Origin of the sequence: Pseudomonas sp. R84 (assembly GCF_009834515.1) — a bacterium.
GTDB lineage: Bacteria > Pseudomonadota > Gammaproteobacteria > Pseudomonadales > Pseudomonadaceae > Aquipseudomonas.
In genome coordinates this window covers 4,278,640-4,297,440 of record NZ_CP019426.1, presented here as the reverse complement: position 1 = coordinate 4,297,440, position 18,801 = coordinate 4,278,640, and the positions used below count along the sequence as shown (strand labels likewise).

Genomic DNA, 18,801 nt, shown 5'->3' with positions numbered 1-18,801 from the left:
TCAATTTCTGCAACGGAACATCAAGCTGTGGCGAGGGAGTAAGCGCCCTCGCCATACGGGTCAGCGTTGGAAGGTGTATTTCATCACCGTCACCGGCAAATCGTCGTAGACCAGCTCTTCAACCACCTCCCAACCCAGTCGTGCATACAGCGACTGCGATGTGTCGGTGTACAGATGCAACTCCCGCACACCCAACGCCGCCGCTTCTGCAACCACTCGATTAACCAGTTGCGAAGCAATCCCGCGACCGCGTTCCTCAGCCTTGACGTAAACCCCCGCCAGCCATGGCGTCAGATTTGGGCGCAGCTTCAGATCACTTTCGATCAACAGCGCGCCGCCCAGCAGTCGCGAACCCTCTAGCGCTACCACAACACTCGGCACTGCACCTTTGCCGCAAGACTCGCGCATGTGTTCGATACGGTCCTCGACGGTTTGCCCGGGACGAAACTCGCCCCATTCCTGAAAGTTGAGCGTGGCCAGTTCTTCGATCAATTCGGGGTGATCGCACAGGTAATCGATGTGCATGCGGGTGAACTCCATTTCATGGGCAGAACCGCCACCCTAATGCGGTCATAAAAGGTAATCAAATCCGCGTTGCGATCACCTCGGATATGTTGCGCAATGTCGCGCCTGTCCTAAGCTTCTGACTAGGCGGAAGATATTTGCCGGGTTGTCCCGGAACAATCGCCACGATGCGCAATCATTAGAGCGTGGATATCAAAAGGAGATGCGCATGCTCATCAGGTCATTGACCCTGACACTCTTGCTGGCGATTGCCGGCCCCTTGTTCGCCGCTGACAACGATTCGCCCATCGCCGGGGACATGGGCCGCGCCCGACCGCTGATCGTGATCGCACAAAGCACCGTCGACCCCGTGTGGGTAGCCCTGAAAAAGTCGCTGGAGGATCCCGCCAACAAAAAGGGCGTCACCGACCGCAACATCAAGGTCTACACCATCCTCAACATGTCCGGCCAGCTCGACGGCAAGGACATGGGTCAGCAAGACACCATGGCGCTGCTGCGCTCGCTGAAGCTCGGTGCCGGGGCATACCCGAAGGTGTTCCTAGTGGGCAAGGACGGCGAGACCAAACTCTCGGCGTCGGGGGATGAAGCGAAAGCGGTGGATTTGAAGAAGATCTTCGACACCATCGATGCCATGCCGATGGCTGAGAAGGAAGCGGCCGCTGCGGCTCAAGCGCCAGTTGCTGCTACGCCGGAACCAGCAAAAGGCGCGAAGAACGCCAAACCCACCAAGCCTGCAAAACCAGCCAAGCCGCCAGAAATGCCGGATGACTGATCGCACACTCACTGAATAAAACGCGTCCCCTGTAGGAGTGAGCCTGCTCGCGATAGCGGTGTATCAGTCACCATCAGCGTTGACTGATACACCGCTATCGCGAGCAGGCTCACTCCTACAATGTTTATTGCGTTGCCAGCAGATTTGCGGACACCGACGCCCTCACCGCAACTTGTCTACCCACGGCTATCGCCCTCATCAAGCAGGTAAACCAGCACACCTTTGGTATCACCTACGACCAGTGGAGAATGCGTGGTCAACACGAACTGGCAATTGGGAAAGGTCGTGCTTAATTGCGCAATCAGACCGAGCTGCCATTGCGGATCCATGCGCAATTCCACCTCGTCGATCAGAACAATGCCGTCACCATGCAGCGGGTTGTCCATCGATGGATTCATCATCGCCAGACGCCTGGCCATGTCACCCACCAACGCAATCATCGACTTTTCGCCAAGCGAGAGCTGAGTGACATTGAATGTCGCGCCATGCTTTTCGATTGCCATATGCAGATGCGGCTTGCGTTGCACGCGCAGGTTAGTGAAATCCGGCATGAACGCAGTCAGAGCCGAACGAACGGCAGTCAATTGGCGATCGCGAGTGGAGGCTTTCACATTGGCCAGGGTTTTCCATACGTCGCTGTCAGTACCGAATTTTTCCGCCATTTCGGCCAGTGCGGTATCGGAAATCCCGCCTTCGTTTTCGCTGTCCTCGCGTTCACGGAACCATTCGAAAAAACTGCGAAAATCGGCACCCCCGTGAAAATTGGTGTCGTAGCCGTCGAGTTGATCGACGGCTTGTTTGCTGCTGATTTTCAGCGGGACTTCTACAACGCAACGTTCGGCCGGGTAATAAGCGATCAGCGGGAGTGAGGCGCTATCGTCGGCGGTGAGTTGAGTGCGGTAGTGGTCTGCAAGCAGTCTGACGTCGTTTAAATATTCACGGCCCGAGACAGCACCTTCCTGGCGACTTCGGGCAGCGCCCCATACGAACAATTCGTTTTCGGAACCCGCATCACTGTCAACAGCGCGCGGGTGCGAAACGTCGTTGATGCCAATCGAAAGGACGGCTCCTGAGGCGCCGTTGCGAATATCTTCATCGACAAGGTATTTGCCATTGCCTTTATTGGAGCGAATTTTTGCGATCAGCCAGCTCAGACAAATATTCAGGGATTTCAGAATGGTGGTTTTTCCGCTGCCGTTGTTTCCCACCAGCACCGTGATGTTCGAGCGGTGTGTCAGGGTAGGGGCAAACTGAATATCCATGTCGCCAAAGTGTCCGACATCCGCAAGCTTCAAACTTTTGATTTCCATCATTGCGCCCTTCGAATGGCTGTTTTTTGCCCGACGCCATCCTCGTCCAAAGATTGACTCGATGCAGTGTAGATACAACAAATTCATTCGCTAGCACAAAGTCGTTGCAGCATATGCCGGCCGAAATGTCTTACACAAAGCTCCTTCAGACCCCGCAGATTTTTCCTGCAAGTCGCGGCGGCGGTGGTGAACTGGTGGGTTTGGGGGAGGAGGGATAGTCTTCTTTGGCCGCTGCAAAACACAGTGGTCGGGTGTGGAAGTCCGGTGTTGGTCGTGAGCGCATGTGCGCCTGTGAACACATGTTGGCGGTTTTTATGCCAACATTGTTTGCTTATGGCAGCTATGCGCAGGAGCACTCTCGAGTGCACCGGGTCTCTCGACCTCCCCGGACTTCCACCCCTGCGCAAAGCTGCCACCCTCTCGTGGAAGTGAGTTTGGCAGTTTTTTCTCCCATGTTTAGAGGTCATTTACTTATGAAAAAACCAACGCCAAACCCTCCCGAATCCCCTATGGATTCAGGATCCTTCGACGCCAACAACCCCCGCTTACGCAATCCGCATCACCCCGATCCCATCAGCCATCTCTTCACCATCCTCCCCGATATCGATACGCCCACGCTGCTCTGCCACGCTTGTGAAACCCTCGCTTCACTGAACGTTCTGACCACTGACCTGGCCGATGAGCTCCAAGGCTCGCCGCGCAGTCTCGCCTTGTCGATTCAGCAGTTGGCAATCCTCGGCGAGTTGCTGGTCAACCGCGCGCTGGACAATCTCGACCCACCAGCGGCGACGCAACATTAAACAGGGAGGTTCAAACATGGCTCGATACATACCCATAACCGGCATCGACTGCACCATTCCCTGCCTGCTGATCGACCGCGAAGCACCGGTGGATGTGCTGCATGGCACGGCGGCTTACCGTTTGCGCTGTGTGACGCAGTTGATGGAGACACTGACGTTGGGTGACGGCAAGGGACATGATGCCTTGCTGCTACAGGATTTCGCCCGGGTGATGGCGATCCCGTTGCGTGACAGTTGCGACTTGATGGATGTCATCGGCTGGAAGTTGCAGGCACAGCTTTAAAGACAAAAGATCGCAGCCTGCGGCAGCTCCTACAGGATCGGATTTTCACTCGGTCAATGTAGGAGCTGCCGCAGGCTGCGATCTTTTGATTTTCAGTCAGCAACAGCGCTAAGAATGTTGTGGGCGATCTTCACCCGCTCAGGAATCGGGAAGTTCTTGTTGGCCATGATCACGATGCCAATGTCTTGGCTCGGCACAAACGCCACGTAAGTCCCGAAACCACCGGTAGAGCCAGTCTTGTTGATCAACACGTCATGCGGTTGCGGTTGCGGCGGATTCAGCCACTGCACCTTGTGTGCCTGCATGGCCATTTCCGTCGAGTTGCCCGCCAGCAAACGATCGAGGCTGATCGGGTAGCGGTACATTTCCCAACCCAGGCCTTGGGTCATGTCGCCGACGGTGTAGTAACCGGTGTGGGTGTTGGCGATGGTTTTTTGCAGGGACGCTTCAAGCGTTTCAGGTTTCAGGTTGGCCTGTACGTAACGCAGCATGTCCACCGCGCTGGTTTTCACGCCATAGGCTTGTGCATCCAGCGCGCCGGGCGTGACGCGCACCGGTTTGCCGTTTTTGTCATAGCCCTGCGCATACAGCTCCATTTGCGCGGCAGGCACGCTGAGGTAGGTGTGCTGCAAACCGAGTTTAGGCAGCAGAGTTTGTGTCATCGCCTGATCAAACGGTTGGCCGAGGCTTTTCGCGGCCAGATAACCGAACAGGCCCAGACTCGGGTTGGAGTACTGGCGATGGCTGCCGGCGGGATATACCAGTTTCCACTGTTGGAAATAGCCGAGCATCTTGTCAGACGAATCCGAGTCGTCCGGGAATTGCAGCGGCAAACCGCCGGCACTGTAGGTGCCCAATTGCAGCACGCTGATGTTGTCGAAGGCGCTGCCTTTCAGATCAGGCCAGAGTTGGCTGGCCTTGGCCGACAGATCGAGTTTGCCAGTCGCCTGGGCGTACCCGGCGAGGGTAGCGGTGAAGGTTTTGCTCACCGAGCCGATTTCGAACAGTGTGTTTTCGCTGACTTTTTGCCCGGTGTCTTGGCTGGCGACGCCGTAGTTAAAGTAATGCGCCTTGCCGTTGATGGTCAGCGCAACGCTCAGGCCGGGAATGTTCTGCTGCTGCATCACGGGCGTTACCGCGTTGTTGACCAATGCTTGCAGCTGCACAGCGTCGGGCGCAGCGGCTAGGCAGGATGTGGCACCGAAAAACAGGCCGAAAGCGGCGCAGGAAATGACTTTGCTCGATTGAATGGATGGCATGAATGAACCACTCTCCATGAGTGTTGATAGCGTTATCCCGCTACACTACGGGCGATTTCTGTGTTGGGCGACTGATCAGCGCCGCCAATTTAGTCAGCTCGATGCCAATCGACAAACGACGAAAACTCGCACGAGCCATTAGAAAAATTTTGGACTGGGCATGATTCGACCGCAATTGCCGCTCAACGCACTGCGCGCCTTTGAAGCCTCCGCGCGCCATTTGAGCTTCACTCGCGCGGCCGTGGAGCTGTGCGTCACCCAGGCTGCCGTCAGCCATCAGGTCAAAAGCCTGGAAGCGCAACTCAACGTCACCCTGTTCAAACGCCTGCCCCGTGGGCTGATGCTGACCAGCGAGGGCGAAACTTTGTTGCCGGTACTGAGCACGTCGTTCGATCACATCGCGCAGATCCTCGAACGCCTCGCTGGCGGACAGTATCGCGAAATGCTGACCGTTGGCGCGGTGGGTACGTTCGCCGTGGGCTGGCTGTTGCCGAGGCTGGCGGACTTCCGTTCGAAACATCCGCTCATAGATTTGCGCCTGTCGACCAACAACAATCGCGTGGATGTCGCGGCAGAAGGGCTGGATTACGCGATCCGCTTTGGCGCCGGGGCGTGGCATGGCATTGAGGCGACGCGTTTGCTTGATGCGCCGCTGTCGGTGTTGTGTGTGCCGGAGATCGCTCGGCAATTGCATTCGCCGGGGGATTTGTTGCAGCAGACGTTGTTGCGTTCCTATCGCACCGATGAATGGCCGGAGTGGTTTCAGGCTGCCGGGTTGGCGACTCAGGCTGCACCGCCGCAGAGCATCGTTTTTGATTCGTCGCTGGCGATGATGGAGGTCGCTTTGCAGGGTAGCGGGGTGGCATTGGCGCCGCCGCTGATGTTCGCCCGGCAACTGGCGGCAGAGGCGATATGTCAGCCGTTTGCGATTGAGATTACGACGGGGAGTTACTGGTTGACGCGGTTGCAGTCGCGCCCTGAAACGACGGCGATGACAGCGTTCAAAACCTGGCTGCTGCAAATCTCTGGTTAATGCAAAACCCTTGTAGGAGTGAGCCTGCTCACGATAGCGATGCGTCAGTCAACATTTACATCAACTGACACACCGCTATCGCGAGCAGGCTCACTCCTACAGGGACCGTGGTGGATTGGAGATCAGGTTCAGCGCACCAGACACGGCCGCTTGTTATCGAACTTCCACCCAGGAATCAGAAACTGCATCGCCACGCTGTCATCGCGTGCGCCGAGGCCCATGCCTTTATATAGCTCGTGAGCCTTGGCCACCTGATCCATATCCAGCTCGACACCCAGCCCCGGTTTTTTCGGCACTTGGACCAGACCGTCGACAATTTGCAGCGGTGCTTTGGTCAGGCGCTGTCCGTCCTGCCAGATCCAATGAGTGTCGATCGCGGTGATCTCCCCCGGCGCAGCAGCGGCGACATGGGTGAACATCGCCAAGGAAATATCGAAGTGATTGTTGGAATGCGAACCCCAGGTCAGGCCCCATTCATGGCACATCTGCGCCACGCGCACCGAACCCTGCATGGTCCAGAAGTGCGGGTCGGCCAGTGGAATGTCCACCGACTGCAACTGGATCGCATGACCCATTTCGCGCCAGTCCGTGGCGATCATGTTGGTGGCGGTTTTCAGCCCGGTGGCGCGGCGGAACTCAGCCATCACTTCGCGACCGGAATAACCGTTTTCCGCACCACACGGGTCTTCGGCGTAGGCGAGCACCTGATGCTGATCGCGGCACAAACGAATAGCTTCTTTGAGTGACCACGCACCGTTCGGATCAAGGGTGATGCGCGCCTCGGGAAAGCGTTCGGCCAGCGCTGTGACGGCTTCGATTTCGGCATCGCCGCTGAGCACGCCGCCCTTGAGTTTGAAGTCCTTGAAACCGTATTTCGCGTGGGCCGCTTCGGCGAGGCGCACCACGGCTTCGGCGGTCATGGCCTTCTCGTGACGTACGCGGAACCAGTCGTTGTCGGCGTCTGGTTCGCTGCGGTAGGCGAGGTCGGTTTCGCGCTGATCACCGACGTAAAACAGATAACCGAGCATCTTCACTTCATCGCGTTGCAGACCTTCGCCAAGCAATGCCGCCACCGGTACATCGAGATGCTGACCGAGCAGATCGAGCAGGGCGGCTTCGAGACCGGTAACGGCGTGAATGGTGATGCGCAAATCGAAGGTTTGCAGACCACGACCGCCGGCATCGCGGTCGGCGAAGGTCTGGCGCACTTGGTTGAGGATTTTCTGCCAGGTGCCGATCGGGCTGCCGACTACCAGACTGCGTGCATCTTCGAGGGTCTGGCGAATGCGCTCGCCACCGGGCACCTCGCCGACGCCGGTGTGGCCGGCGTTGTCCTTGAGGATAACGATGTTGCGGGTGAAAAACGGCCCGTGGGCGCCGCTCAGGTTGAGCAGCATGCCGTCGTGACCGGCCACCGGGATGACTTGCATATCGGTGATGATCGGGGCTTTGGCGATGTCGTGTGCAGTCATGGTTTTTATCCTTCTTATTCGCAATCTTTAAAATGGACGTCAGGCGTGCTTTGGCGCGGCATCGGCCACGGCGATATCAGCAGCAGGTTTCGGTGTGGTGCGTGCGAAGAAGACGATGATCGCGGCGATGATTGAGGTCGCGGCCAGGCCATAGAGGCCGCCCTGAATCGAGCCGGTGTGTTCTTCGAGCAGACCAAACGTGGTCGGCGCGACGAAGCCGCCTAGGTTGCCCACCGAGTTGATCAGCGCGATCACCGCCGCAGCGATGCGCGCATCCAGATAGGCCTGCGGAATCGGCCAGAACAGTGACGAAGCGGATTTGAAGCCCAGCGCGGCAAAACAGATCGCGACGAAAGCGAAGATCGGCCCGCCGGTGGTCGACATGAACATCCCCGCAGCGGCGATCAACAGGGCGGTGGCGACCCACGCCTGCTGGTGTTTCCACTTGGCCGAGAACGAGGCGAAGGCGTACATGCCGATGATCGACAGCAACCACGGAATCGAGTTGAACAAACCGACCTGGAAGTCGCTCATCTCACCCATTTTTTTGATGATGCTCGGCAGCCAGAATGTAGCGGCGTAGATGGTCAGTTGAATGAAGAAGTAGATCAGGCAGAACAGGATGATCTGGCGATCTTTGAGCAGTTTGCCCATCGATGGCCGGATCGGTGTCGCGGCTTCGCGGGCTTTCTGTTCCGCGTCGATGGCATTGACCAGTGCGTCCTGCTCGGCGCGGCTCAGCCATTTCGCGTCGTGGGGTTTGGCGTCGAGCCAGAACCAGACGAACACGCACAGGCCCACCGAGAACATCCCTTCAATGAAGTACATCCATTGCCAGCCGTGCATGCCCAGCCCGTTGATCTGCAGGAGCAGGCCGGACAACGGGCCGGAGATCAACGAAGCCACGGCGGAGCCGCTGAGGAAGATCGCAATCGCTTTGCCGCGTTCGGCGCCGGGCAGCCAACGGGTGAAGTAGTAGATCACCCCAGGAAAGAACCCGGCCTCGGCCACGCCGAGCAAAAAGCGCAATACGTAGAAGTGGGTTTCGTTCTGGATGAACGCCATGCCGGCGGCGACCAGGCCCCAGGTGAACATGATGCGGGTCAGCCAGATGCGTGCGCCGACTTTCTGCAGCAGCATGTTGGAGGGTACTTCGAACAGTGCGTAACCGATGAAGAACAGACCGGCGCCGAAGCCGTATGCGGCGGCACCGATGCCGAGGTCGTGTTCCATGTGGGTGCGGACGAAACCGATGTTCACCCGGTCAATGTAATTGACGATGAACATGATCACAAAGAGCGGCAGGACGTGGCGTTTCACTTTCGAGATGGCCGACGCGAGTGTCGAATCGACGCCCTCGTTCATCCCGGAGACGGAGGTTTTCACTTGGTTTTCTCCCACTGATTATTTTTATGCGGGGTAGGGCGGGTGCTGCGTTGTTGATAGACATCATACAACTGAGATTTTTTGTCCTACAAGTGGGGAGGGCCGATTAATTTTATCTGGAAGGTCGGTTTCTTATGCTTTTTGGTATTCTAGCCTTGCGCTTATTGGGTTTTATACTTTGGGGAGCGCGATAAATTTCCCCTGCTGCGCACGAGTAATTTTCAAGGAATCCTGATCTTCTCCGATTTATTTGAATGTTGTCATACAAGTTGAGGCGCTAGAATCAATCCCGTCAGCCAGCCTCGCAATGCTACGATCGGCAAGCCCCGATCACCGGAACCGACCATGCAAGAAGATATCGACGCTCCTGCTCGCAAACGTGCGCACAACCTCGCCCATGACTTGGTGGAGAAGCTCACCCAGAGCATCCTGCTCGGTCAGCTGACGCCCGGCGATAAACTGCCCTCGGAAAACTCCATCGTTCAGGAACACGGCGTCAGCCGCACGGTGGTGCGTGAGGCGATTTCCAAATTGCAGGCTTCGGGACTGGTGGAGACGCGCCACGGCATCGGCACGTTCGTCATCGAGCGCGCGCCGGAGCAGGGCTTGCGCCTGAATGTCGATACCGCGCTCGGCGTGCGCAGCATTCTGGAATTGCGTCTGGGCCTGGAAACCCAAGCGGCGGCGTTGGCAGCGCAACGTCGCACGGAGCCGCAATTGCTGCAAATGCGTCAGGCGCTCGACGACTATCAAAGTCTGCTGGATAACAACGACAGTTGTGTCGAGGCGGATCGACGCTTTCATCTGCTGATTGCAGAAGCCACGGGTAACGTCTGTTTCAGCGAGATCATGCAGCACCTGGGCAGTGCGATGATCCCGCGTAACCGGATCAATGCTGCTGAACGTGGCGCGGCGGATTTGAGCAAGCTCGGGCAACTGGCCCATCTGGAGCACGAGGCGATTCTGAACGCGATCAAGCGTCAGGATGCGGATGCCGCGCGCGCTGCAATGTGGCTGCACCTGACCAACAGCCGCGACCGCTTTTCCGCGCGGGGTTGAGCGCCGCTCGTCTGTTCGATAGCACGCCGCCAACCGGCCTGATTCCAAGTTGTACGGCCCGGGTTTTCCGGACCTCCTTGGTGAGGTGTGTCATGGCTAATGATTTGCTGTTTCAGGGCGGTGTGCTGCCGACCGATCCGACCCGGCCGCTGCCTGGTACCGATGAACCGACCTTGGCCGATCACGATGCACCGATGGGAATGCCCCCCGGGCGTGATCCGCTGAGCGATGCTGATCGTCCCGAAGACTGGCAGGATCCGGCGGCTGATGACGATGTACCGCCGGCGGATGAGCCGACGCCGTTGTCCGATGATCGGCGCTGAACCTTGGTTTTGCGCTGGATTTACCGGCCCTTTCGCGAGCAGGCTCGCTCCCACATTGGAACGCATTTCCCTGTGGGAGCGAGCCTGCTCGCGAAGACGGCATACGCTTCAGAACAGATTTCAGATCAGACCCCGGCAGCCCTAACCACCCCAACCCGCCGCTCCAGATTCAACGCCAACACACTGATCAACACCACCACCGATCCCGCCAGCACCAGTAACGTCGGCCGCTCAGCCAAACCAACCGACGCAATCGCCATCGCCGTCGGCGGTATCAGATACAACGTCATTGTCGCCCGACTCAGATCCACATGCTTGAGCACAAAGCCCCAGGCCAGATAGGCCAGCGCACTGGGAAATACGCCCAATGCCAACACCGCCCCTTGCGCCCGCAGCGGCGCATTCAGCACAGCTTGACCCAGCCCAGGCAGATAGATCAGCAGCATCAACGTCCCCGACCACACCGCATAACAGGCCAGGCTGAAGCCGTCGTATCGCCGCGCATGATGTTTTTGCAGGGCGAAGTAAACGCTCCATGACACCGCCGCCAACAGGATCAGCAGGGCATGCGCATCAATGTCGCCCAAGCCCTTGTCGCCGCTGACTACGATCACCACGCCAACAAAACCGAGCAACACACAACCCCAACGCCAGGCGCTGACCTGATCCTTGAACACGAACCGCGCCAGCAGCGTGCTGAACAGCGGACTCGATTGCGCCAACACACTGGAAGCCCCGGCACTGACGCTTTGCTGGCCGATGTTCAGCGCGACATGATGCAGGCTCACGGCGAAGAAACCCAAAGCGAACAACAGCGGCACATCACGCAGGTGTGGCAGGCGAACGCCTTTGAAGGCAGCAATCAGCGCCATGAACAGCGAGGCCAACAGAAACCGCAGCAACGCCAGATGTCCGGGAACGTAGGCTTGCAGACCAATGTGAATGCCGGTCGGTGAATAGGCCCAGCAACCGACGACAAATGCCATCGCCAGGAGGATTTTCAACGGGGAAGGGTGCGGCATGATCGGGCGCTCGGTGGTGTTGATACGCCGAGTATCCGGGTGCCCGATCATTCGCCACAACTGACTTATACTGCGCTGAATGCTCACTCAGAGTGATTGGTATGGAACTGGCACAAATCCGTATGTTCAAGACTGTGGCCGAGGTCGGCAGCATCGCCCGGGCGGCGGAAAAGCTGTTCTGCGTGCCGTCGAACATCACCGCGCGGATCAAGGCACTTGAGGCCGAGTTGGGCGTTGCACTGTTTCTGCGTGAGGGTCGCGGGTTGCGCATCAGCCCGGCGGGGCAGACGTTTCTGGTCTATGCGGAAAAGATTCTGGCGCTGACCGTCGAGGCCAAACGCGCAGTCGATCCTTCGGCCGAGCCGTCCGGGCCGTTGCGTATCGGCGCGATCGAATCCTCGGCGACCGGGCGCTTGCCGCGCTTGCTGGCGAAATTTCACCAGCGCTATCCGCAGGTGGCGCTGGAACTCACCACGGGCACTTGGGGGCAATTGCTCGACGACACCGTCAGCCATCGTCTCGACGGGGCGATTGTCGCGGTGGATGTCGAGCGTTCGCAGCTCAAGCGCACGCCGATGTATCGCGAAGAGCTGTTGTTGATCGCGTCGACCTCGTTTGGGCCGGTACGCGGCATCGATGATCTGCAGGACAAAACCGTGTTCATGTGGCCGCAGGGTTGTCCGTATCGCGCGGCGCTGGAGCATTGGTTGTTGCGTCAGGGCCAGGCGTTGCCGATTGTCAGTCTGGCCAGTTATGGCGCGATTGTCGGGTGTGTGAGTGCCGGGGCGGGGGTGGCACTGGTGCCCAAGGGCGTGTTTGAGCAGTACGCGAAAGGGGCCGGGTGTGTGGGGTATGAATTCCCGGAGCTGACGGCCGTCGACAACTTGTTTTACTGGCATGAAAACGCCGGGGTGCATCCGGCGCGGGAGGCGTTTGTGGCGATGTTGCGGGAGGAGTTTGTTGCTTGACAAAGGCTACCCTCATCGGAACGCCGCCCGCCCAGCCCTCTCCCAAAGGGAGAGGGGGCCGACCGAGGTGTCTCGGGTTATACGCCGACCTGAACAATCGAGTCGATTATGGATTCAGCCAAGCTGTACGACCGAGTCGATTATGGATTCAGCCAAGTCCAGTGTGCTTGATCGGAAGAGTTCATTATGGATTCGGCGCAGTACGTTCAGGTCGGTGGATCTCTCCAATATCCCCCAATCAGTCCCCTCTCCCTCTGGGAGAGGGCTAGGGTGAGGGGCTTCTCAGGCACCCCGCAGATCCCGCATCAACAACCCAAACCGCAAATCCACCCCCTCCGGAATCGGCACATAAACCGTATGCCCATCCCCCGGCGCCACCTCGATCGCCTCACCCTTGAGGCTCTGCAACTCATGCAAATCAAAATGAAAATTGCCTGCGGGCGTCATCAATTCCAGATGATCACCCAGTGCAAAGCGATTCTTCACCTTGACCTCAGCCAGCCGATCCCGTCGCTCCCCCGTCAGCTCACCCACGAACTGCTGACGCTCCGAAACCGAGCTGCCATTCTGATAATTCTGATACTCGTCATGCACATGCCGACGCAGAAAACCCTCGGTGTAGCCACGCTGCGCAAGTGACTCCAAGTCCGTCATCAGGCTGCGATCAAACTCACGCCCGGCCACAGCATCATCTATCGCCCTTCGATACACCTGCGTGGTGCGTGCGCAATAGAAGTGCGATTTGGTTCGGCCCTCGATCTTCAATGAATGCACGCCCATGCGCGTCAGGCGCTCGACGTGTTGCACCGCGCGCAGGTCCTTGGCGTTCATGATGTAGGTGCCGTGCTCGTCTTCGAAAGCGGGCATCAATTCATCGGGGCGGTTGGCTTCCTGTAACAGGAACACCTGATCGGTCGGCGCGCCGAGGCCCAGGGTCGGCTCGGGCTGAAAGGTCTGAACGATTTCGCCTAGCTGATTTTCCGTGGCCTCTTGCGCCGAGTATTTCCAGCGACAGGCGTTGGTGCAGGTGCCCTGATTGGCATCGCGCTTGTTCATATAGCCCGAGAGCAGACAGCGCCCGGAATAGGCCATGCACAGCGCGCCGTGAACGAACACTTCCAGCTCCATGTCCGGCACCTGTTCGCGGATCTCGCCGATTTCTTCCAGCGACAATTCCCGCGACAGGATGATCCGGCTCACACCCTGCTGCTGCCAGAACTCGACACTCGCCCAGTTCACCGTATTGGCCTGCACCGAGAGGTGAATCGGCATCTGCGGAAAGTGCCGACGCACCAGCATGATCAGCCCCGGGTCGGACATGATCAGCGCATCCGGCGCCATCCCGATGACCGGCGCCAGATCCTTGAGGAAAGTCTTCAGCTTGGCGTTGTGCGGCGCGATGTTGACCACCACGTAGAAGCGCTTGCCCTTTGCCTGGGCCTCACCAATGCCCAGCGCGAGGTTGGCGTGATCGAACTCGTTGTTGCGCACCCGCAGGCTATAACGCGGCTGGCCCGCGTAGACCGCATCGGCGCCATAGGCGAAGGCGTAGCGCATGTTTTTCAGGGTACCGGCGGGGGCGAGCAGTTCGGGTGCGGCGAGGATCGAGGTCATGGCGGTGTCGGTCGCAAAAGCGCGGCAAGGTAAGTCAGATGCGGCGAGGGTTTGTTGATCTGGATCTATGCTCCATGAATAAAGATGGCACTCGTGCACGCCGCGGCTGACTAAGGAGCGGGGCGTGCATGACGCCTGACTGACATGGACCGGACATGAACGAAAAGAGTCTTCAATTCAAATCCCTGACCGTGCTGCTGGTGCTGGTCACGGTGGCCTTCATCTGGATCCTGTTGCCGTTCTACGGTGCGGTGTTCTGGGCGGTGATCCTCGGCATCCTGTTTGCGCCGATGCAACGCAAGTTGCAGGCGAAATTCGGCTGGCAACGCAACCTGACCTCGCTGTGCACGTTGAGCATCTGTCTGGTCATCGCGATTCTGCCGGTGATCATCGTCAGCGTGTTGCTGGTGCAGGAAGGGGCGACGGTTTACAAGAATATCGAAAGTGGTGAGCTGGACATTGCCGCGTACCTGGCGCAATTCAAGCACAGCTTGCCGCCGTACTTTCAGCACTTGCTTGACCGCTTCGGCATGGGCGAACTCAATGGCCTGCGCGAGAAAATCGTCAAATCGGCAATGCAGGGCAGCCAGGTGCTGGCCAGCCAGGCATTCAGTTTTGGTCAGGGCACATTCGAATTCGTGGTGAGTTTTTTCATCATGCTGTATTTGCTGTTTTTCTTTCTGCGTGACGGCGCCGAACTGGCGCGCAAGGTGCGCACTGCCGTGCCACTGGAGGAAGGTCACAAGCGGCGCTTGCAGTTGAAGTTCAACCGCGTGGTACGGGCGACGGTGAAGGGCAATCTCGTAGTCGCGGTGACTCAAGGCGCGCTGGGCGGAGCGATTTTCTGGTTTCTCGACATCCCCAGCGCATTGCTGTGGGCGGTCTTGATGGGGTTTCTGTCGTTGCTGCCAGCGGTCGGCGCGGGGATCGTCTGGGCGCCGGTGGCGGTGTATTTCCTGCTCAGCGGGATGATCTGGCAAGGCGTGGTGCTGGGCCTGTTCGGGGTATTTGTGATTGGGCTGGTGGACAACGTGCTACGGCCGATTCTGGTGGGCAAGGACACCAAAATGCCCGATTACCTGATTCTGATCTCGACCCTGGGTGGTCTGGCGGTATTCGGCCTGAATGGCTTTGTGATCGGGCCGCTGATCGCCGCGCTGTTCATGTCGAGTTGGGCGCTGTTCGCCGAGACCAAGCCCAAGGTGCAACTGCCTTAAGCGTGAAAAGGCTCGCTGACGAGTTTTTGCGACAGTGCCTGCGCGGCGGGCAATGAGGTCAGCGGGCCGCTGATGGCTTCGCCGTCGCGCATCAGATACCAGCAGGCGAGCAAGCCCGATGCCCTGAGCGAGGCGGGAACAGCGCTACCGATAACGGACATGATTTGAACCTGAGCCATGACGAGTACCTCCATCTAACAATGGAGCTACCTTAGAGATTCGTCGCTTCTACGGACAATCAACGCTTTCGATAGTGGTCATTGATGCCATTGAGGCTTCAGTCGACCACTTGATCGAGCATGTGCATGACTTCGCGTTCGTTGAGCAAACCTTTGTGCACCAGATTCTCCGCCAGCAGCGAAAGAAACTTGGCGCAGCGATGGCCTTCCAGGTGCTTGAGTTCGGTCAGCGCGCTGTACACCTTGCTGGAGGTGCACAGACCGACAATGCGGTGCGGGTTTTGTGTTGGCATACAGTCGTCCTTGTTGTTATCAACCTGTTGTTTACGGACGGATTCAGATTGCGGTTCCGTCATGACAAATAAATGACCGTTTTATGGAAAAGTACATTACGGTCAATCAATCATGCCGACTTTAGCCGGTGAAACTGTCCTCACAGCGACCTTGGCGAGATTTTTTCAGACGTTGGCCGACCAACGGTCATAAAAAAGCCCCGCTATAAAAGCGGGGCTCTGTGTTTCGGTTACCAGCGTGGGCCACCGTAGTAGCCATGTGGCCGGCCGTAATAACCGCGAGGCGGGCCGTAGTAGACGGGGGCCTGTTGAATGTAAACCGGTTGCTGCACATACACCGGTGCCGGCTGATAGTAGACCGGTGGTGGCGGCTGCTGCACGTAGACCGGTTGCGGCTGAACATAAACCGGCTGTTGTTGCACATACACCGGCCGATCCTGATTGATCAGTGCCGAGCCGATGATGGCCGAGCCGACGATCGCGCCAAACACCGCAGGGCCTTGCCAGCCGTGGCCACCACCGGCTTCTGCCTGACCTGTGACAGCGAGTGCGCCAATCAACAAGGCCAGAATGGGGAGTTTACGAATCATGATAAGTCCTCGGTTCTTCGACCCGGCGGCAGGGCCTGCACCAGGCCCACAGTTGTCGCGGGGATACTTCTAAGACAGCGAAATTCTGAAAATCAGCACAGCCGCTGGGTAAATTTTGTGTAAGGTCTGTACCGGCTTCTTTACCGGGCCGTGCAAGGGCCACAGAACACGTTTAAAACAGGCCTCTATGATCGTTCAGAACCCGATGGGCTGGCTAATCCCGTCTATCCGAAAGTGCGTTTGAAGGAGAAGTTTCATGCAGATGAACCCGAACAAAGACACCCAGCTGTGCATGTCCCTGTCAGGGCGGCCAGGCAATTTCGGTCTGCGTTTTCATAACCATTTGTATGAGCAGTTGGGCCTGAATTTCTACTACAAGGCGTTCAGCAGCCAGGACCTGACCGGCGCAGTCGGCGGCATTCGCGCCTTGGGCATTCGCGGTTGCGGCGTGTCGATGCCGTTCAAGGAAGCGTGCATTGCGCTGGTCGATGAACTGGGTGCGTCGGCGGCGGCGATCCAGTCGATCAACACCATCGTCAACACCAACGGCCATCTCAAGGCTTACAACACCGATTACATTGCTATCGAGCAGTTGCTGAAAACCCACGCGGTGCCCAAGGAGTCGACCTTCGCCCTGCGTGGCAGCGGCGGCATGGCCAAAGCGGTGGCCAGCGCCTTGCGCGATGGCGGTTATAAAAACGGTTCGATCGTCGCCCGTAACGAGCGCGCCGGGCGTGCATTGGCGGATTCGCTGGGTTATCGCTGGCAGGCGGAACTGGGCGAGGAGCGCCCGCAGATGCTGATCAATGTGACGCCGGTGGGTATGGACGGGGGGCCGGAGGCGGGGCAGTTGGCGTTTGCGCCTGAAGTTATTGCAGCGGCCGAGACGGTTTTTGATGTGGTGGCGATTCCGTCGGAAACTCCGCTGATCGTGCGCGCTCGGGCCGAAGGTAAAAAGGTGATTACCGGGCTGGAAGTCATCGCGATCCAGGCGCTGGAGCAGTTTGTGCTGTACACAGGCGTTCGGCCGAATGAAGAGCAGTTTGCGGCGGCGGTAGCGTTTGCCCGGAGCTGATTCTTTGTTTTTGCGTTGATCTGGCGGGCCTCTTCGCGAGCAAGCTCGCTCCCACAGTTGAATTTTTGTCATACACAGATTGTGTGTTCGCTGTAGATTCCCTGTGGGAGCGAGCCTGCTCGCGAAGGATGCGACGCGGTTTCACGCCGGCCATCAATGCCTATACTGCCTCCCCAGCAAGCACAGACTTGCCCACCACAAAAACCGTGACCGAGGCTCCCCATGCACCCACCTATTCTCAACCTGCATCAGGTCGAACTCGAACCCCTGCCCGAAGCCCTGGCCCCGGAAGGCGAAACCGCCGGGCGCTATCAGCAGCGCATGGCCCGTATCGGCCAGCAATTGGGATCGCAAAAACTCGGTTATCGCCTATATGCGCTACCACCGGGCATGCGTGGCAGCCCGTTTCACAGCCATCGGGTCAATGAGGAGATGTTCTACGTGGTGGCCGGGGAGGGCGAGGTGCGTCTTGGCGCCGAGCGTTTTCCGATTCGCCAAGGTGATGTGATCGCCTGTCCGCCGGGTGGGCCGGAGCAGGCGCATCAGATCATCAATACCAGCTCGGGCGAATTGCGATATCTGGCCGTGAGTACACAGCAGCAGCCGGAAATTTGCGAATACCCGGATTCGAACAAGTACGCGGTGATGGATAACTTTCAGGTGGATGCCGAAGGTAATACTTCAGGCTTTGTCGCTGTGGCGCGGCAGAAGGATGGCGTTGATTACTGGGATGGTGAATAACCCCAGGATCTGAAACCTGATGAATAACCCCTGTGGGGGCGAGCTTGCTCGCGAATAGGCCGTGTCAGTTACATCATCGTTGGATGACACACCGCATTCGCGAGCAAGCTCGCTCCCACAATAAAACGGTGGTGGCTATTCCAGACGGGCCAGGCGTTCTTCCAGTGCCGCGATCCGCGCCTCCAGCTCTTCGATGCGTTCAACCGAAACGCCACTGCTTGCACCGCGATCCGAAGGATTCTGCCGCGCCGCCATGATCACCTCGATATCCGCTGGATCACCCAGCGCATGGGTGTAACGATCTTCACGTTGCCCGGCCTGGCGCGGAATCAACACGGCCAACCCCCGCGCAATCAAACGCTCAAGCTGATGCACCACCTGCTCGGTGTCTTCAAATTCATGCATGCGCCCACTGCGGGTCAGCAGTTCATTGATGGTCTGCGGGCCGCGCAGAAACATCAATCCGCTGAGAATCACCTGCGCCGGCACCAGCTCCAGCGCCTTGTCGACCTTGTGCTCCCAGCGGTCGGCGCGACTGCCCATCACCAGCTTGGCGAAACCGCGACCTTCGAGCGCGCGCAAACTCTGGCCGACCTGACCCTGAGTCAGGTTCATCACCGGTTCGCGGCTGGTTTTCTGATTGCACGCCGTGACCAGTGCATTTAGGGTCAGCGGATAGGTTTCCGGGCTGGTCGCCTGTTTCTCGATCAACGAGCCGAGGATGCGGATTTCCGCGGCGTTGAGCCGTGGCTCGTCGAAGGTGGATTCTGGTTCTGTGGTCATCGCGCGTTCCCTCTGCAGTCGAAGGCGCCTAGCCTAATCCTTGCCAAACAAAAGGCAAGCCGTGTGGTCATCAAGCATGGCTATAATCGCCTCCTTG

The 18,801-nt window shown here is 58.3% G+C and carries 21 protein-coding genes; 10 read left to right on the top strand and 11 right to left on the bottom strand.

The window, feature by feature from the left end:
• Positions 1-60: 60 nt before the first annotated feature.
• Positions 61-525 (bottom strand): GNAT family N-acetyltransferase, encoded by a 465-nt coding sequence (locus tag PspR84_RS18960; RefSeq protein WP_160058711.1) that lies wholly within the window; start codon positions 523-525, stop codon positions 61-63.
• A gap of 208 nt (positions 526-733) precedes the next feature.
• On the opposite strand from PspR84_RS18960, the gene PspR84_RS18955 reads away from it, so the two are divergent.
• Positions 734-1,297 (top strand): DUF4174 domain-containing protein, encoded by a 564-nt coding sequence (locus PspR84_RS18955; protein ID WP_095114544.1) that lies wholly within the window; start codon positions 734-736, stop codon positions 1,295-1,297.
• Positions 1,298-1,473: 176 nt separating this feature from the next.
• On the opposite strand, the gene PspR84_RS18950 is transcribed toward PspR84_RS18955, so the two are convergent.
• Positions 1,474-2,694: an AAA family ATPase gene (locus PspR84_RS18950; protein ID WP_238785147.1), complete on the bottom strand. Its 1,221-nt coding sequence runs from the start codon at positions 2,692-2,694 to the stop codon at positions 1,474-1,476.
• A 386-nt stretch (positions 2,695-3,080) separates the two neighbouring features.
• Between PspR84_RS18950 and PspR84_RS18945 the strand changes: the two genes are divergently transcribed.
• Both PspR84_RS18945 and PspR84_RS18940 read left to right on the top strand, forming a co-directional pair.
• On the top strand, positions 3,081-3,407 hold the full coding sequence (locus tag PspR84_RS18945; protein ID WP_160058710.1) for a DUF6124 family protein: 327 nt from the start codon (positions 3,081-3,083) through the stop codon (positions 3,405-3,407).
• Between the two features lie 16 nt (positions 3,408-3,423).
• Positions 3,424-3,690 (top strand): hypothetical protein, encoded by a 267-nt coding sequence (locus tag PspR84_RS18940; protein WP_160058709.1) that lies wholly within the window; start codon positions 3,424-3,426, stop codon positions 3,688-3,690.
• Positions 3,691-3,782: 92 nt separating this feature from the next.
• Here the strand turns inward: PspR84_RS18940 and ampC are convergent, their stop codons facing one another.
• Entirely contained in the window at positions 3,783-4,949 is a 1,167-nt protein-coding gene (gene ampC, locus PspR84_RS18935) for a class C beta-lactamase (RefSeq protein WP_160058708.1), read from the bottom strand.
• Positions 4,950-5,109: 160 nt separating this feature from the next.
• On the opposite strand from ampC, the gene PspR84_RS18930 reads away from it, so the two are divergent.
• Complete coding sequence (locus PspR84_RS18930; protein WP_160058707.1) at positions 5,110-5,982, top strand: LysR family transcriptional regulator; 873 nt, start codon at positions 5,110-5,112, stop codon at positions 5,980-5,982.
• 128 nt (positions 5,983-6,110) lie between these two features.
• Here the strand turns inward: PspR84_RS18930 and gudD are convergent, their stop codons facing one another.
• Together gudD and PspR84_RS18920 are read right to left on the bottom strand one after the other, a co-directional pair.
• The gene (gene gudD, locus PspR84_RS18925) at positions 6,111-7,454 is read right to left on the bottom strand and encodes a glucarate dehydratase (protein WP_160058706.1); all 1,344 of its coding nucleotides are present in this window, start codon (positions 7,452-7,454) and stop codon (positions 6,111-6,113) included.
• Positions 7,455-7,493: 39 nt separating this feature from the next.
• Complete coding sequence (locus tag PspR84_RS18920; protein WP_160058705.1) at positions 7,494-8,840, bottom strand: MFS transporter; 1,347 nt, start codon at positions 8,838-8,840, stop codon at positions 7,494-7,496.
• Between the two features lie 345 nt (positions 8,841-9,185).
• Between PspR84_RS18920 and PspR84_RS18915 the strand changes: the two genes are divergently transcribed.
• Positions 9,186-9,899, top strand: a complete 714-nt coding sequence (locus tag PspR84_RS18915) for an FCD domain-containing protein (RefSeq protein WP_160058704.1) — start codon at positions 9,186-9,188, stop codon at positions 9,897-9,899.
• A gap of 92 nt (positions 9,900-9,991) precedes the next feature.
• Entirely contained in the window at positions 9,992-10,222 is a 231-nt protein-coding gene (locus PspR84_RS18910; protein WP_160058703.1) for a hypothetical protein, read from the top strand.
• A 125-nt stretch (positions 10,223-10,347) separates the two neighbouring features.
• Here PspR84_RS18910 and PspR84_RS18905 read toward each other — a convergent pair whose 3' ends face one another.
• On the bottom strand, positions 10,348-11,244 hold the full coding sequence (locus PspR84_RS18905; protein WP_174244462.1) for a DMT family transporter: 897 nt from the start codon (positions 11,242-11,244) through the stop codon (positions 10,348-10,350).
• 101 nt (positions 11,245-11,345) lie between these two features.
• Here PspR84_RS18905 and PspR84_RS18900 point away from each other — a divergent pair, with 101 nt between their 5' ends.
• A complete protein-coding gene (locus tag PspR84_RS18900) occupies positions 11,346-12,212 on the top strand; it encodes a LysR substrate-binding domain-containing protein (protein WP_160058701.1) in 867 nt (288 codons plus the stop codon).
• Between the two features lie 282 nt (positions 12,213-12,494).
• Here the strand turns inward: PspR84_RS18900 and yegQ are convergent, their stop codons facing one another.
• Positions 12,495-13,826: a tRNA 5-hydroxyuridine modification protein YegQ gene (yegQ, locus tag PspR84_RS18895; RefSeq protein WP_160058700.1), complete on the bottom strand. Its 1,332-nt coding sequence runs from the start codon at positions 13,824-13,826 to the stop codon at positions 12,495-12,497.
• Positions 13,827-13,981: 155 nt separating this feature from the next.
• Between yegQ and PspR84_RS18890 the strand changes: the two genes are divergently transcribed.
• Complete coding sequence (locus PspR84_RS18890; protein ID WP_160058699.1) at positions 13,982-15,043, top strand: AI-2E family transporter; 1,062 nt, start codon at positions 13,982-13,984, stop codon at positions 15,041-15,043.
• Here PspR84_RS18890 and PspR84_RS18885 read toward each other — a convergent pair.
• The 3 genes from PspR84_RS18885 to PspR84_RS18875 all read right to left on the bottom strand — a co-directional run bounded on the left by PspR84_RS18885 (position 15,040) and on the right by PspR84_RS18875 (position 16,105).
• Positions 15,040-15,222: a hypothetical protein gene (locus PspR84_RS18885; RefSeq protein WP_123450964.1), complete on the bottom strand. Its 183-nt coding sequence runs from the start codon at positions 15,220-15,222 to the stop codon at positions 15,040-15,042. The two genes, PspR84_RS18890 and PspR84_RS18885, sit on opposite strands and share 4 nt — an antisense overlap.
• A 98-nt stretch (positions 15,223-15,320) precedes the next feature.
• Positions 15,321-15,515, bottom strand: a complete 195-nt coding sequence (locus PspR84_RS18880; RefSeq protein WP_016984641.1) for a hypothetical protein — start codon at positions 15,513-15,515, stop codon at positions 15,321-15,323.
• A gap of 230 nt (positions 15,516-15,745) precedes the next feature.
• Positions 15,746-16,105: a hypothetical protein gene (locus PspR84_RS18875; protein ID WP_007917357.1), complete on the bottom strand. Its 360-nt coding sequence runs from the start codon at positions 16,103-16,105 to the stop codon at positions 15,746-15,748.
• A 256-nt stretch (positions 16,106-16,361) separates the two neighbouring features.
• Here PspR84_RS18875 and PspR84_RS18870 point away from each other — a divergent pair, with 256 nt between their 5' ends.
• Positions 16,362-17,180, top strand: coding sequence for a shikimate 5-dehydrogenase (locus tag PspR84_RS18870; protein WP_160058698.1), 819 nt, complete (start codon positions 16,362-16,364; stop codon positions 17,178-17,180).
• A 222-nt stretch (positions 17,181-17,402) separates the two neighbouring features.
• A complete protein-coding gene (locus tag PspR84_RS18865; protein WP_160058697.1) occupies positions 17,403-17,921 on the top strand; it encodes a cupin domain-containing protein in 519 nt (172 codons plus the stop codon).
• Positions 17,922-18,056: 135 nt separating this feature from the next.
• Here the strand turns inward: PspR84_RS18865 and PspR84_RS18860 are convergent, their stop codons facing one another.
• A complete protein-coding gene (locus PspR84_RS18860; RefSeq protein ID WP_160058696.1) occupies positions 18,057-18,704 on the bottom strand; it encodes a DUF480 domain-containing protein in 648 nt (215 codons plus the stop codon).
• Between the last annotated feature and the right edge of the window lie 97 nt (positions 18,705-18,801).